The following is a 14,344-nucleotide window of genomic DNA, read 5'->3' as shown; positions in this document are numbered from 1 at the left end:
ACTGCATGCCTTGCGCGAATTGAGTAGTCTTCGCGTCGTGGAACCGGCGACATGCACATATTGATTGTTGAGGACGACCGCGAGACCGCGGGCTATGTGGTCAAGGGCCTGCGTGAGAGCGGGCATGTAGCGGACCACGCGGCCGATGGTCTCACCGGTTATGCGCAGGCCAACTCTGGCACCTACGACGTGATGGTCGTCGACCGGATGCTTCCGGGTATGGACGGCATCGCCTTGGTCCAACAATTGCGCCGCGACGGCAATACCACGCCGGTGTTGTTCCTAAGCGCGCTTGGGGAGGTCGACGATCGCGTGAAAGGCCTGCGTGCGGGTGGAGACGACTACCTCGCCAAACCCTACGCGTTCGCCGAACTGCTGGCTCGGATCGAGGGACTGGCCCGGCGCGGGACCGGAAGCGGCCAGGAAACAGCGCTCAAAGTCGCCGATCTTGAAATGGATCTGCTTTCGCGACAGGTGACCCGCCACGGGCAGCAGATCGCCCTCCAACCGCGGGAGTTCGCGCTCCTGGAGCACCTCATGCGAAATGCCGGGCGCGTGGTCACCCGCACGATGCTCTTGGAACAGGTATGGGGCTATCATTTCGATCCGCAGACCAACGTGATCGACGTCCATATCAGCCGTTTGCGCGCTAAGATCGACAAAGGCTTCGAAGTCCCCCTGCTCCACACCGTGCGGGGATCCGGATACGTGCTGCGTGCCTAAGTTCACGCTTTTCCGTACCTATACCTTTCGAATCGCACTGGGATACCTGGGGCTCTTCGGACTGTCCGGCGCCGCCCTAATCCTGTTCGTTTTCTGGTCGACCGCAGCGTTCATCGAACGGCAGACGGACGCCACGATCAACGCCGAAATTACTGGACTGTCAGAGACCTACCGGAGTCGTGGGCTGCGGGGGTTGAGCGCCATTGTCGAAGAACGCAGCCGCAACCAACGGCAGAGCCTCTACCTCCTGATCGATCCGGCGGGCCGCCTTTTGGCGGGAAACCTGGACGGGTGGCCGCCGGGCGACGCCGATGCCCAGGGATGGTTAAACTTCCGCTTCGAACGCCCGATCGCCGGCACGCTGCAAGAACGCGCAGCGCGCGCGCGACATCTGCGCCTCGTCGGCGGGTTTCAGATGCTCGTTGGGCGCGACGTCGAAGAACGCAACCAAGTCACGACGCGCATCCGCCGCTCGTTGGTATGGGCTTTCGCGGCGATTTTGATCCTCGGCCTGGGCGGCGCGCTCGCGGTTAGCCGCGGGACCTTGCGGCGCGTCGAAGCGATCAACCGGACCAGCCGGGAAATCATGGCCGGCGATCTTACCCAACGCGTTCCCGTTGCGGGCGGCAACGACGAACTCGCGCAACTTGCGCTCAACCTCAATTCGATGCTCGACCGCATCGAGCGTTTGATGTTGGGAATGCGCAACGTATCGGACAACATTGCCCACGACCTTCGGACGCCCCTCAACAGAATGCGCACGCGGATCGACGTCGCGTTGATGGCACGCAGAACCGAACCGGACTACCGCGACCTCCTTGCGCAAACGGTCGAGGAGATCGATTCGTTAATCGCGACGTTCAATGCCCTCTTGGCCATTGCGCGCGCGGAGTCAGGGGCGCTCCACCAGGAGATGGAGTATCTCGACCCGGCCGAATTGGTGGGTGAGGTTATCGAACTCTTTGCGCCGGCGGCGGAGGATTCCGGTATCGATCTTTCAGGCGAGCTAGAGCCTGGCTTGCGTATTCGCGCGCACCGAGCGCTCCTGTCCCAGGCGATCTCAAACCTGCTCGACAATGCGATCAAATATGGACGCCAGCGTATCTCCGTGCGGGTCGTCGCCCGCGACGGAACCGCTGTACTCAGCGTGGCCGATGCCGGCCCAGGTATTCCCGCGGCGGACCGCGAGAAAGTGCTGGAACGCTTCTACCGCGCGGATACCAGCCGGTCGAACCCCGGGAGCGGCCTGGGCCTCAGCCTTGTGCGCGCCGTCGCGCGCCTACACGACGCCCAGTTGACGATCGACGACAATCGCCCCGGCGTCATCGCGACGCTGATATTTGCGCTGAGTCGGGGCGAGGCTAAGCCGAATTCTGCGCCGTGAATCGATTTGGGTGGTCGGTGAAGATCGCCGTCACCCCCCAATCGCGTAGCCGCGACCCGAGCGCGACATCGTTCACGGTGTAAACCAGGACGCGGTATCCGCCGAGAGTTAAGCGGGTGACATCGGCCTTTTCGGTAGCGTTTGCCGCCACATGGACCGAATAGAACGGCAGGCCCGACAAGGGCGCCCGGGTTTGCGGCGGTCTCTTGAAGAGCGCGCCGAGCGACAGATGCGGCGCGGCATCGTGAAACGCCGCGAGCGCCAGGATTGAGAAACTGCTGATCAGAAGCGGTTGGTCGGCACCGCGCAGGACATCGGCGACGGCGCGCGCCGTCGCCAAATCGGTACCTACGGCAGGCTTGAGTTCGACATTGAGCCCGAGACCGATCTCACGGCAGACCGAGAGCATTTCTTCTAGCGTTGGGACACGCTCACCGGCGAAGTCCGGGGAGAACCACGCCCCTGCATCCAGCCTCGCGAGTTGGTCCGCGGTTTGGGCAGCAACGGCGCCCTCGCCATTCGTCGTGCGCTCGAGCGTGTGGTCGTGGAAAACGACCGGAACACCGTCCTTTGCCAGTTGAACGTCGATCTCGATCCACCGGGCGCCGAGGTCATGGGCACGGCAGGCCGCAGCGAGGGTGTTTTCAGGCGCCGACCCGCTCGCCCCCCGGTGGCCGATCACAAAAGGAAGGATGCCGTCGATCACCGAAAGCACAACATATTGCGTGACCTGTGGGTAACTTTTAGTATATGTAGAACAAGGTGTTGGGTGGCGTTGCTCAACATTAACACGAAACCGGCACAGAGTGGGGCGGCTTGATGGGTCAACATGTCGATGTCAGGAAGCTTTCCAAGGTGTTGGCGATGACCACGTCGGACTCCGACGGAGAGGCCCTTTCGGCGGCGAGAAAAGCCGCGGCGATCGTCACCGGGGCCGGCCTGACCTACGACACCTTATTCACCGAACATCTGCCCAAGCATTATGAGGGCGTTGCCAATACCGCCTGGGTCGAGGACCACAAGCAGAGTTGGCTCGCCCGGGCGTTGATCCGCAAGCTACAGAATGAAATCGCCGAGTTGCGGCGGCAAACCAACTCGTCGACGCGGAGCGGAACCGGCAATTCGGAAGGGTTACGCCAGCGCTTGCTCTCTTCGGCCCCGCTCAACAACTGGGAACGTTCGACCCTCGACCGGATCGAATCGATACAGCCCAAGAGCAAGGAGGAGTACTACATCCTCTGGCTCGCGCGGCGCTATCAAATGCAGAACTAGCGACCTACCAAATTTCGTCCTGGTCATCGAGCGCCGCAGCGCTCGGCACTTCGTCATAGACGGCTGCCTTTAAGCGCGTCCGCATCGACGAAAGTTTCACCGCTTCGATCCCATGGTCGACAGCGACTTCGACGGCATCGCGGTGCTTCAACGATTCACCGATGGCGGCGAGCAGCGACGAGACGTGGTCGAGTTCCTGACTCATCAGGTCGAAATCTTGAAGCGCGGCGACGAAAGCGCTGTCGCGGAGCCACTCCGAACCCGACTCGGCAATCTTTTCACTGATACTGTCGGCAATCCTGATCTTCCGTTGGCGGACGATCGAGATCTCTTCCGCGAGCGCCCGTAGAAGCCGGTCGAGCCTAACCCACCGGTCTTTCTCGTGCCCGTCGATCGTCTCGTGTGTTTCCTCGTCAGACATATCAGTCGAACAGCTCGACGTCGCCGCTGGGTGTCGGCTCGACACGAACGGAACGCGCCATCTCTTTCTTGAAAATATCCCTCTGAGTGTCGTCGGCGATCAACAGCATTCGGGCGCGTCCGCTATTGGGCGAATAGTGAACCTTGCGTGCGGCGAACCCGCGCAGGTGATGGGATGAAACCGCCAAGCTTTCGGCCGCAAGATAGGCTTCGATGAAGTCCGCGTTCTTGTGGCCGATGCCGGTAATACCCTTCACGACATTGCCCCCGCCGAACAATTTTATTTCAAGCCGATTCCGCACCGCACCACGCTTCAACAAGCCGTTGATCAGCAACTCCATCGCATAGTTTCCGTACCGCAAGGCAAGCGCCTCGGCGCCACCCGCTTTTAGGTCGATGTTCTCTGCATTGGGGAGTAGGAAATGGTTCATCCCGCCCACACCTAGGACCGGATCTCGGATACATGCCGATATGCAAGAACCGAGCACCGTATGCAGGACAACGTCTGCGTCCGAGGTGATGTAATAGTCTCCCTGCGAAACGCGCACAAACCATTGCTGCTTGTTCGCATCGAAGAAGCGCCTACGGCTGTCGCTGTCGGTACCCGCATTCATGGTGTCAACCGGTAGGCGCGGAGAGAGCATCGAGCCCGCCCGGCCAGTTGGACACCGCGCCTTTGAGTTTCGCACCGGCGAGGTGCACCCGGTGTAGAATCGCGTCGGTGAGATCGGTCGGCGTCTCGTCCTGAACGGTGGCGCCGTCCTCGGCTCTGATCCGCGCCACGCCCAGGTTCGCCCCGTCGAGGTTCGCGCCACTTAGGTTCGCGCTGCGCAGATTGGCGCCGCGAAGATCGCATCCCGAAAGATCGGCGTGGGAGAGATCGGCCTCGGAAAGATCGGCGAGACGCAGCAAAGCGCCTGTAAGCTTGGCCGACCGCAGGTGCGCCCCGATGAACACGACGCCACTAAGGTCGCGTTTACGCAAATCGACGCCATCGAGGTTGGCGCCCTGAAGAGATGCCCGCTCGCCCTCGCCGGTGCGCAACCACACCTGGTGGCGGCTGAGCTCGGCCATTGCCAGTTCGCGCGCCTGGGCCGGGGTCGCGATACTCTCGTCGCGAATGGCACCAGCGACCTGATCCCGTTCGACCCGGGCCCCTTTGAGATCGGCCCCGGACAAATTGGCGCCGTCAAGTTTCGCCTTGTCCAAACGTGCGTCGCTCAACATCGCCTGGGCCAGATTGGCACCGCTGAGGCTCACGCCGGTCAGGTTCGAATCCCGCAAATCTGCGCCCGATAGATCCGCGTTGGTTAGATCCGCGTCGGCGAACTCTGTTTCGGTAAGGATAGCGCCTTTGAGCGACGCGGCCGTGAGGTTGGCGGCACTCGCGTCAACCCCGCGTAGGTCCGCATTGTCGAGGTCCGCACCAGACAGGTCTTGTCGAATGACCTCGGGCTCGCCGCTACCGTCGGCTTTCATCCGGAGGCCCCGACGAAAGCTCACCCCCAGCAAGCGGGCACCCTTCAGCTTGGCGTTGGCAAAGCTCGCCGCACGTACGTCCGCGCCCTCGAGATCGACATAACTGAGGTCTGCGTCTCTTAAGTCCGCTTTGAATAGGTCGGCATTTCGGAGCGACGCACCGACAAACGAACAACCGACCAACGTCGCTCCACGGAACTTTGCCCCATGGAGGTCGGCAGCCCCAAACTGGACGCCGGATAGGTCGGCGCCGCTGAAGTCGGCGCGAACGCCGCCTTCGCGGCCCTGACGCCATAGGGCATGGAGCCGTAGGCTATTTTTAACCGCGTCGTCCAAACGACTATTCGAGACGACCGACGACGGCTTCGATCTTCTTTTTCAGAATCTCGACCGTAAAGGGTTTGATGACGTAGTTGTTGACCCCTGCCTGTGCGGCTTTCGTCACCAACTCCTTATCTCCACGCCCAGTGACCATGATGAAAGGCGTTTTGCGCATATTTGGATCTGCGCGAACCGCCCGCAAGAACTGAAGGCCGTCCATTTCGGGCATGTTGTAGTCCGAAATGATGAGGTCGACAGGGTTTTTGGTCGCCGACTCAAAACCGGCCTTACCGTCCGGAGCTTCGGAGATCGTCTTGAAGCCAAGTTGCTCAAGACTGTATCGCGTCAGGCCACGCATACTCATCTGATCGTCAACGACCAAGACACGGATATTCTTTGGATTTGGCATTCCTATATTCCTGATTACGCTGCGTTACAGAACTCGAGAATTTTTTCAGCCACTTTGTCGAGCGAGACTTGTACTTCGACGCCACCGATTTCATGGGCTACCCGCGGCATCCCATAAACGACGCACGATTCCTCATTTTGGCCGATCGTATGACCGCCGCCATCGCGGATGAGCTTGAGCCCGGAGGCGCCGTCTCGGCCCATTCCCGTCAAAATTACGCCGATTGCGCTCGCGCTCGCGACCTTCGCCACCGAGGTAAACAGGACGTCGACCGATGGCCGATGGCCGGAGGTCAGCGGGCCTTCGACAAGCTTGCAAACCAGCCGCGCCCCGTCGCGTCGAACTTCAAGGTGGGCATCGCCGCCAGGCGCAACATAGACCCGCCCCGGCACGATGGGGTCGCCGTCCTGCGCCTCGGAAACAGTCGCCGCGGAAACGTTGTTGAGGCGGTTGGCGAAGGCCTGCGTAAAGGACGCAGGCATATGTTGGGTAATCACTGTGGGTGGGCAATTTTCAGGCAGATAGGGGATCACTTGGTGCAGCGCCTCGACGCCACCCGTGGATGACCCTATCGCGATCAACTTGCTCCCGGGCCGGTAGTTAGGCCGCACCAATTTGTTGCTCGCAGGCTTCTTAACAACAGCCGAAGCCAATCTTAGACCGTAGCCAGCCTTGGCCTTCGCGGCACCTTTGACCTTGGCGCACAGCGCTTCCGCGTCGGCTTCCAACTGATCCAAGACCCCCGCGGTCGGTTTTGGGTGGTAATCGACCGCCCCCATTTCGAGCGCCTTTAGGGCCGCCTCCGCGCCGTGTTGCGTCAGCGTGGAGACCATGACGACGGGCATCGGGCGCAGCCGCATGATTTTCTCAAGGAAGGACAGCCCGTCCATGTTGGGCATTTCGATGTCGAGCGTGATGACGTCGGGGTTGAGATCCTTGATCATCTCGCGCGCGACGAACGCGTCTTCTGCAGTGCCGACGACCTCTATTTCTGGATCTCGGCTGAGGATTTGCTCTAGAACTTTTCGAAACAAGGATGAGTCGTCGACGATAACGACACGTGTTACTGACCCCATGGCATGCGCCTCACAATACCTTGCGGTAGATGGTACGGCCCACCAAAGCGAACCGGTCGGTGACCCGACTTAGGTTCTCGGAGTGCCCTACATACAAGTAGCCATCGTCCGCGAGCATCGACCACATCCGGCCAAGGATGTCGCGTTGGGTTTCTACGTCGAAGTAGATCACGACGTTGCGGAAAAAGATAATGTCGAACGGACCCTTCATCGGCCATTGATGCAGGAGGTTTAGTTGCTTGAAGGTAATGAGTCGCCGTAACTCGTTGCTAAATGTCTGGCTCGCGTCGCCCTTCTTGCCCGTCAGGTATTTCTTCCGCGTCGCCGGCGGAATCGTCTCGATCTCCCGTGCGGCATATTCGCCTGTGGCCGACCGGGCGATCATGTTGGAATCGAGATCCGTCGCGAGGATCTTGGCATCCCAGCTCGCCAGATCGGGTACCGAATCGGCCAGGGTCATCGCGATCGAAAACGGTTCCTGACCGGAGGAACAACCCGCCGACCAAAGACGTATCTTCGACTTCCGCCGGCCAGCCGAGAACAGCTTCGGTACGACGTCCTTGCGCAGATGGTCGAAGTGGTGATCTTCGCGAAAGAACTTGGTGAGGTTCGTCGTCACCGCGTTGATCGTTTCAGGGAGCTCGTCCTCGCCTGCTGACGATTCCAGCAGGTCGCAATAATCTCGAAACGACGAGAGTTTCAGCAGTCGGATTCGCCGCGCAAGGCGCGAGTAGACGAGGTTTCGCTTATTGTCCCCAACGACGATACCGGTACGATCGTAGATCAGCGAAGCAAGGAAGCGAAATTCATCGTCTCCCAAAGAAAATTCTTGGTTCCAAGAGTTATTGGCCTCGGACGAATGCAACGTCGCCATGACTCTACTAGCCTCCGAAAGCCGCGCCGGCGGCCGCCAACTTGGACTGCGACATCAGTCGTTCGAGCGACAGAACGCCGACCAACCTCTTGTCGATCACGATAACCTCGCTGACCATCGCGTCACTCCCGCGCCGGTCGACCTCGGGGATCGGCTGAACGTCTGCGTGGCGCACGCTCAAGATGTCGGAAACCGCATCGACGAGAATTCCGGCGACGCGCTTGCCGATTAGCACGATGATAACAACGTGCGACTTTTCCACTTTGGTAAGCTCTTCGCCGAAACACGCCCTTAAGTCGAGGATCGGGATGATCGCGCCGCGAAGATTGACGACCCCGAGTATTTCCCTGGGTGAGTTTGGTATTTTTGTCGCCCTCGACCATCCCCTGATCTCTCGAACGGCCATAATATCGACGCCGAATTCCCGGTCGCCGATCTCGAACGCGATGTATTGATGGCCAGGCGCGTCCTCGGCATCGGGTTGCGCCGCATCGTTTCCTTGAACCTGCGAAGTGTCAGCCATTGGCTTTTCCAACCTAATTCAACTGGCTCGATTGACCGCCCGGCCGGTCGAGCCGGCCAAAGGCATCAACATCGAGAATGAGCGCAACCTGTCCGTTTCCAAGGATCGTCGCAGCGCCGACGCCATCGATTTGTCCGTAGTTTTCTTCAATGCTTTTGATGACCACCTGTTGCTGACCGAGCAGTTCGTCCACAGCCAACCCAAGCTTCGCGCCGCCCTCTACTTCGACCACAACCACGACGCCATCGCGCAGGTCGGAACGTGCGTCGGACACCTTAAAGTATGTGCCCAAACGGAGAACCGGCACGATTTCGCCACGCAATAGGAGGACATCGCCACCATCGCCGGCCCTCTGAATATCTCCCTTCTGCGGTCGAAGACACTCGACGATATTTGCGATCGGCATGATGTAGGTTTCCGAACCAAGCGACACCACCATGCCGTCCATCACCGCGAGCGTCAGAGGGAGCGTCAGTGTGATCGAGGACCCTTTTCCGGGGGCGGATTTGATTCCGATTCTGCCACCTAGGTCTTGAACGTTACGCTTGACCACGTCCATGCCTACACCACGCCCAGATAGGTTCGATACAGTCGAGGCCGTGGAAAACCCTGGCGCAAAAATGAGGGTGTCAATTTCTTCGTCGCTCAGGATTGCATCGGGCTGAATCAAGCCTTTCTCCAACGCCTTTTCCTTAACCCGCTCGCGATTTATTCCGCGCCCATCGTCGGATAGCTCAATCACGATTCGACCGCCTTTGTGTTCCGCGGAAAGGCGCACGACACCCTCCGCGGGTTTGCCCGCCGCAGTCCGTTCGTCGGGCGTTTCGATGCCATGGTCGAGGGCGTTTCGGATCATGTGGGTTAGAGGGTCGGACAAACGTTCAGTCACGGTCTTATCGACTTCGGTGCCTTCGCCCTGCATCACCAGGCGCACTTTCTTACCGGTTTGCGCCGATAGTTCGCGGACCAAACGCGGCATCCGCTGGAAGACCGAACCAACGGGTTGCGCACGGATCGCCATCACGCTCTCTTGCAACTCGCGGCTGATATGGAACAACTCTTCCAGGCCGCGCCACAGCTCTGTGTAGGTGCCGTCCGGAGGCAGTTCTCCGACGGTTTGTCGCAGCATCGCCTGCGTGATCACCAGTTCGCCAACCATATCGACGACCCGATCGACACGATCCAAATCGACGCGGATGGTCGTCGGCGCTGCCGGCCCTTCGTCTTTTTTCGCTTCTTTCTTGGCGGCCGGCTCCGTGGGCTTTGGAGTCTTGGCAGCGGTCGCAGCGGGTGCTGGCTTCTGCACTTCCGGCTTCGCCGGCGCGGCACCCGTTGGCGGCACCAAATCTCGTGCCGCTTCGGGCGGAACCGCATCGTCACCCGCGCCAAGCTTGACGATCTTTAGGTCGCAGTCGTCCTCGACAAACTCGAAAACCTCATGGATCGCATCGATCGGCGCGTCGGTCTCGAGCCGTATCGTCCAAGACAGATATCCGCCATCGGCGAACATCTGATCAAGGTTTGGGATCTTCGACAAATCGGCTCGAATCGTTAGGTTGCCGAGCCGCTTCAGATCCCGGAACAATAGAAGCGGTTCGTTCGACCTGCGGTATAGCTCCGGTCGGGGCGCAAACTCGATCTTGAACTCGGTCCCGTTGGGGATCTCGTGCCCCATTTCCTGCGCCGTGATCGGGTTAAAGGCGATGCCGTCGAAATCTTCCATCCCCTCGTCGTCTTCGTCGGACGTTGCGATGGGCGTGAATTCCAAATCGTCAAATTCCTCGGGTGCGGCATCGCCCTCATCGCCGCCCTGCCCACTGGCACCGGATTCCAAAGCATGCAGTTCGGCCCGCGCTTCGGCCCCAAATCCATCGGGGACGGGTTCCTCCGCTTCGGCCTTTCCCATGAAATCGGCCAGAATGTCGCCCGAACGCAGCAGAAGTTCGACGACAGGTTCGTCGGCCGGAACGACGCCCTGCCGAATTCTGTCGAGGACAGTCTCAAAAATGTGGGCGAACTCAACGAGTTCCTCAAACCCGAATGCCCCGGCACCGCCCTTGACCGAATGGACCGCGCGAAAAATGGCGTCGATATGATCGGTCGCGGGCTCGCCGGCGTCCATCGCCATGAGGCCCGACTCCATATCCTCCAAGAGCTCTTTACACTCGAGGAAGAAAGTCGCTTTGAATTCGCTTAAATCGGCCATGGTCTGTGTCGTTGCTCGCCAGACTAAGGGGAAACTTTACGGATAACGTCGAGCAATTTTTGCGGATCGAACGGCTTGACAATCCACCCCGTCGCGCCCGCCGCGCGCGCGCGGGTCTTTTTGTCGGCACCGCTTTCCGTGGTGAGAACGAGGATCGGCGTCGATTTGTATGCCGCGTCGCGTCGGACGTTTTCGATGAACTCGAACCCGTCCATATTCGGCATGTTGATATCGGTGATGATGACGTCGACAGTTCCGGCCGCCTTAAGGGCTCGTAGGCCGTCGACCCCGTCTTCGGCCTGGTGGACCTGAAAACCTGCCCCCGCCAACGTGAACTTAAGCATATCTCGAATTGTCTTCGAGTCGTCTACCGTGAGTACGCATTTTGCCATCGCTAATTGGCTCCCAACGCTAGTTCATCCGTCAACCCAAGGTCTCCGACAGCATCGCTCATGGCTTTCGAAGCATTCACGATCTTCCGACCCGCACCCGCCCGTAGCAGGGCAACCAAGATTTGGGCGCAAGGCGTCGAAAACCGGGCAACTTCGGACGCGTCGATTGCGCACGGACGATCGCCGATTTCCCGAGCAACCTGCAAGAAAGCCTCAGCCGCCGCAAAGTCTAGAACCGCGGGAAGCTTCAGGTTCACGCCCTCTGGCGATTCGTTCAGTACGAAGTCTCCCATACCGCCCCCGCCTAAAACTCAGCCCAAGAATCGTCGTCGGGTTTACGCGACGACGGACGCCCCTTGGGCGAAGCGGACACGGTCGACGACTTCGGTTTTGACAGGCTTGGAACCGACGTTGTCGGCCGCGGAACACCGCCCAACTGTCCGCCTGCGGTCTTGAAGAACGACACGAGTTGCAGGAGTTGCGAGGCTTCGCTGGCCAAGGAACGCGCCGCCGCCGTGCTCTGCTCGACCATTGCCGCGTTCTGTTGAGTCATTTCGTCCATCTGGGAAATCGCCGCATTGACCTCGGTCAGACCGGAGGCTTGCTCCTGACTCGCCGAGGCAATGTTGCCCATGATCTCGGAGACTTTTTGAACGCCCTCGATGATCCCACCGAGCGATTCGCCTGTTTCGTTAACCAATCGCACACCGGATCCGACGTGTTCGTTGCTCTTTGAAATGAGATCCTTGATCTCCTTTGCCGCTTCGCTCGAGCGCTGTGCCAGCGAGCGCACCTCCGACGCAACGACGGCAAATCCCTTGCCGGCATCGCCTGCCCGTGCCGCTTCAACCGCGGCATTGAGTGCGAGTAAGTTGGTCTGGAACGCGATGTCGTCGATGACGTTGACGATTTCACCGATCTCCTTGGACGACGATTCGATTTGCCCCATCGCCACCACCGCATCGTTCACGACGGAGCCGCCGGTCTGGGCCTGGGTGCGTGTTTCATCGACCAGCGCGTTGGTCTCTTGCACGTTTTCCGCGTTCTTGTGGACGGTGGCGGTCATTTCTTCCATCGCCGCCGCCGTCTCTTCGAGGTTTGCGGCCTGCTGTTCGGTACGTCCCGACAGGTCGTCGGTGCCTTGTGAGATCTCGCCCGCGGCATTGGCGACGTTGTTGGACGACGAGGTGATCTGCCCGACGATTTCGCCCAAGCGATCTTGCGTTTCCAGATAGCTGGACCGCAGCGCAGCGTAGGCCGGCGCGATGTTCGCGTCTAGCTTGAAGGTCAAATCGCCGCGCGAGAGGGCTTCAAGCCCGGCGCCGAAAACCGCAATGACTTGGGTCTGTTCGCGTTCGATGGCGGCCTGCTGCGCTTTTTCCGCGGCCGCTTGGGCCTCTTCGGAGTAGATCGTGATAACGACTTCGAGATCGAGCATCGCGGCCCGGACCAAGGCCGAAGAAAGTCGTTCGATCTTGTCGCCCGAGAAGATGCCCTTGGTTTGTTTTGCGACCCCTGCGACCAAACGGCCCAGGGAGACGGCATAACCACCGACATACCACCTTGGCTCGAGCCCGATCCGCGCGTGAGTCTTTCCGATCCGGAGGACGGATTCGGCATAAGTCTGATCGAAATTACCGGAGAAAACGCGAGTCCAGTGCGCGATTTGAGCGCTTTTCGCCCGCTCGATCGCCGCCTCGTTGTCAAACAGCGCCATAAGGTCGCTGTAGGCCGACAAATGCTCGTAGAACGCCGCGACAATCGGCGGCAACGCCTTGCTTAAGCGGGGCGCGAAATCCGCCAGGTCCTTTTTCGTCCGCTCGTCGATGGTATAGAAACGGAGGCGTTCAGATAGGTCCATCTTGCGTTCTCTCTTCGTTCGTCCGTCGGGTCAGGCACCCCATTGCCTTCCGCGCATCGGACATCAAATCCACTGAACGGAAACCCGCAACCCCCGATTCATGCGTCTTTTGGCGCTAGGGGCCAATGCGTACGGCTGCGCATTCTATGGGGATGTTTACGCAGCCCCATCCGACCCGGAATCGGCCGGAACGGCCGGATATTTCGCGATGACGCGGCTCAAGCCGTCCAGCAACGGCTTTTCCGCCGCCGCCTGACGCCCCTTAAAAGCCTCGGTACAGACCAATTGAAGTGCCGCCAAATGGGTTTGCAGCGCGTCGTAGCTATAGGCCCCCGCGTGGCGCAGTCGGTGGATTAGCTCGCACAAACGGTCGGCCACCTCGGTCGTCAACGGAAAGTCGAACGTCGCGCCGAGGTCGCGGATCTCGGCGGATTTCGCGTAGGCAGCGTCTAGGTCGTCGGGCCGCGCACCTTCAAGTTGATGCACCGCGTCGATGCACCGTTCTAGCGCCATGAGATCGCGGGCCACCCAGTCCAGATACCTAGCCTTCAACTTCTCAATACGCCGATCGGCTTGGGCCACCGCTTTTTCCCGGGTAACCCCACCCGGTCGCCGCGCCATAACCGCAAAACGGCTGACTTTCTTGATTTTCCGTGCTTCACCGGAGTCCATACGAATGACCTACCTAATCCGCCCGTTACTTGAAAAGCGCATCGATTTCATCCTGGGAAAGATCGGCCCCATCGCCCGATCCCACGTCTTCGATATTGTCTTCGGCCCGGCGTCCGACCCCGGTCGGAAACCCTTCTATCTTGAAGCGCCGGTCTGGCCCGCAGTAATTGGCGCTTTCGATGAAGGCCCGCTCATTTTCAGCGGCCCAAAGCAGCCGCGAATACAAAGATCGCGGCGAAATCGGCTTAGCCACGACCATGTTGGCCCCGTTGTCACGGGCCTTTTCGACCATCCCCAACTGGGTATGGCTGCCAAGGATAACGATTGGGATATAGCGGTGCGGGTTCTCATCCGATCTTATCTTCTTAGTCAGCTTCAGACCGTTGATCCCCGGCAGGGAGACATCGCACATCAGCATGTCCACTTGGGAGCGGCCCAGACGCGCCAAGACATCGTCTCCATCGCGCGATTCGAGGATTTCTGTCGCTCCGAAATCCCGCAGGATTCCCGCCGCGATCTTGCGAAAATTGTCCGCACCGTCGGCAATGAGAAAAGTCAGGCCGCTAAAATTTAGGTTTCTCAACATGAACTGCGCGCGCGTTCCATCGACCGTTGGGGATATTCTGGGGTCCACCGCCGGGTCACGGGCCCAGATGCGCCGGATCGAAGATCAAATACGCCGCATTTCATCCTAATCCTCAAGAAAAAACCGCAGGGCCTCGAAAATAGGCG

Annotated in this window: 17 protein-coding genes; 3 read left to right on the top strand and 14 right to left on the bottom strand. The window is 59.8% G+C overall.

All coding sequences use genetic code 11. From position 1 onward, the window contains the following. Positions 1–51: 51 nt before the first annotated feature. Complete coding sequence (locus RID42_06395; protein MEQ8247294.1) at positions 52–723, top strand: response regulator transcription factor; 672 nt, start codon at positions 52–54, stop codon at positions 721–723. Further along, entirely contained in the window at positions 716–2,107 is a 1,392-nt protein-coding gene (locus RID42_06390) for an ATP-binding protein (protein ID MEQ8247293.1), read from the top strand. Before RID42_06395 ends, RID42_06390 begins: the two co-directional genes overlap by 8 nt. Here the strand turns inward: RID42_06390 and RID42_06385 are convergent. Continuing rightward, positions 2,085–2,813 (bottom strand): glycerophosphoryl diester phosphodiesterase, encoded by a 729-nt coding sequence (locus RID42_06385; protein MEQ8247292.1) that lies wholly within the window; start codon positions 2,811–2,813, stop codon positions 2,085–2,087. The genes RID42_06390 and RID42_06385 overlap by 23 nt on opposite strands. 113 nt (positions 2,814–2,926) lie before the next feature. Between RID42_06385 and RID42_06380 the strand changes: the two genes are divergently transcribed. Then, the gene (locus RID42_06380; GenBank protein MEQ8247291.1) at positions 2,927–3,379 is read left to right on the top strand and encodes a hypothetical protein; all 453 of its coding nucleotides are present in this window, start codon (positions 2,927–2,929) and stop codon (positions 3,377–3,379) included. Between the two features lie 4 nt (positions 3,380–3,383). Here RID42_06380 and RID42_06375 read toward each other — a convergent pair whose 3' ends face one another. From RID42_06375 to RID42_06315, 13 genes are all read right to left on the bottom strand, one after another. Next, entirely contained in the window at positions 3,384–3,800 is a 417-nt protein-coding gene (locus RID42_06375) for a hypothetical protein (GenBank protein MEQ8247290.1), read from the bottom strand. Position 3,801: 1 nt separating this feature from the next. Next, positions 3,802–4,230 carry a chemotaxis protein CheD gene (locus RID42_06370; protein MEQ8247289.1) on the bottom strand — a complete coding sequence of 143 codons (429 nt, stop codon included), beginning with the start codon at positions 4,228–4,230 and terminating at the stop codon, positions 3,802–3,804. A 187-nt stretch (positions 4,231–4,417) separates the two neighbouring features. Further along, complete coding sequence (locus RID42_06365) at positions 4,418–5,614, bottom strand: pentapeptide repeat-containing protein (protein ID MEQ8247288.1); 1,197 nt, start codon at positions 5,612–5,614, stop codon at positions 4,418–4,420. Between the two features lie 4 nt (positions 5,615–5,618). Beyond that, positions 5,619–6,008, bottom strand: coding sequence for a response regulator (locus RID42_06360; GenBank protein MEQ8247287.1), 390 nt, complete (start codon positions 6,006–6,008; stop codon positions 5,619–5,621). A gap of 14 nt (positions 6,009–6,022) precedes the next feature. After that, positions 6,023–7,084, bottom strand: a complete 1,062-nt coding sequence (locus RID42_06355; protein MEQ8247286.1) for a chemotaxis response regulator protein-glutamate methylesterase — start codon at positions 7,082–7,084, stop codon at positions 6,023–6,025. Positions 7,085–7,094: 10 nt separating this feature from the next. Beyond that, entirely contained in the window at positions 7,095–7,958 is an 864-nt protein-coding gene (locus RID42_06350; protein ID MEQ8247285.1) for a protein-glutamate O-methyltransferase, read from the bottom strand. 7 nt (positions 7,959–7,965) lie between these two features. Further along, entirely contained in the window at positions 7,966–8,481 is a 516-nt protein-coding gene (locus tag RID42_06345; protein MEQ8247284.1) for a chemotaxis protein CheW, read from the bottom strand. Between the two features lie 13 nt (positions 8,482–8,494). Beyond that, a complete protein-coding gene (locus tag RID42_06340; protein MEQ8247283.1) occupies positions 8,495–10,687 on the bottom strand; it encodes a chemotaxis protein CheA in 2,193 nt (730 codons plus the stop codon). Between the two features lie 23 nt (positions 10,688–10,710). Continuing rightward, positions 10,711–11,079 (bottom strand): response regulator, encoded by a 369-nt coding sequence (locus tag RID42_06335; GenBank protein MEQ8247282.1) that lies wholly within the window; start codon positions 11,077–11,079, stop codon positions 10,711–10,713. Between the two features lie 2 nt (positions 11,080–11,081). Continuing rightward, the gene (locus RID42_06330; protein ID MEQ8247281.1) at positions 11,082–11,372 is read right to left on the bottom strand and encodes an STAS domain-containing protein; all 291 of its coding nucleotides are present in this window, start codon (positions 11,370–11,372) and stop codon (positions 11,082–11,084) included. A gap of 11 nt (positions 11,373–11,383) precedes the next feature. After that, the gene (locus tag RID42_06325; protein MEQ8247280.1) at positions 11,384–12,940 is read right to left on the bottom strand and encodes a methyl-accepting chemotaxis protein; all 1,557 of its coding nucleotides are present in this window, start codon (positions 12,938–12,940) and stop codon (positions 11,384–11,386) included. Between the two features lie 156 nt (positions 12,941–13,096). Then, positions 13,097–13,612: a hypothetical protein gene (locus RID42_06320; GenBank protein ID MEQ8247279.1), complete on the bottom strand. Its 516-nt coding sequence runs from the start codon at positions 13,610–13,612 to the stop codon at positions 13,097–13,099. Between the two features lie 25 nt (positions 13,613–13,637). Next, positions 13,638–14,198, bottom strand: coding sequence for a response regulator (locus tag RID42_06315; protein ID MEQ8247278.1), 561 nt, complete (start codon positions 14,196–14,198; stop codon positions 13,638–13,640). Positions 14,199–14,344 lie beyond the last annotated feature (146 nt).

The sequence above is a fragment of the Alphaproteobacteria bacterium genome (assembly GCA_040216735.1).
In the GTDB taxonomy this organism is placed as follows: domain Bacteria; phylum Pseudomonadota; class Alphaproteobacteria; order SHVP01; family SHVP01; genus CALJDF01.
The sequence above is the reverse complement of the archived record's forward strand: the minus strand, read 5'-3'. Positions and strand labels throughout refer to the sequence as shown.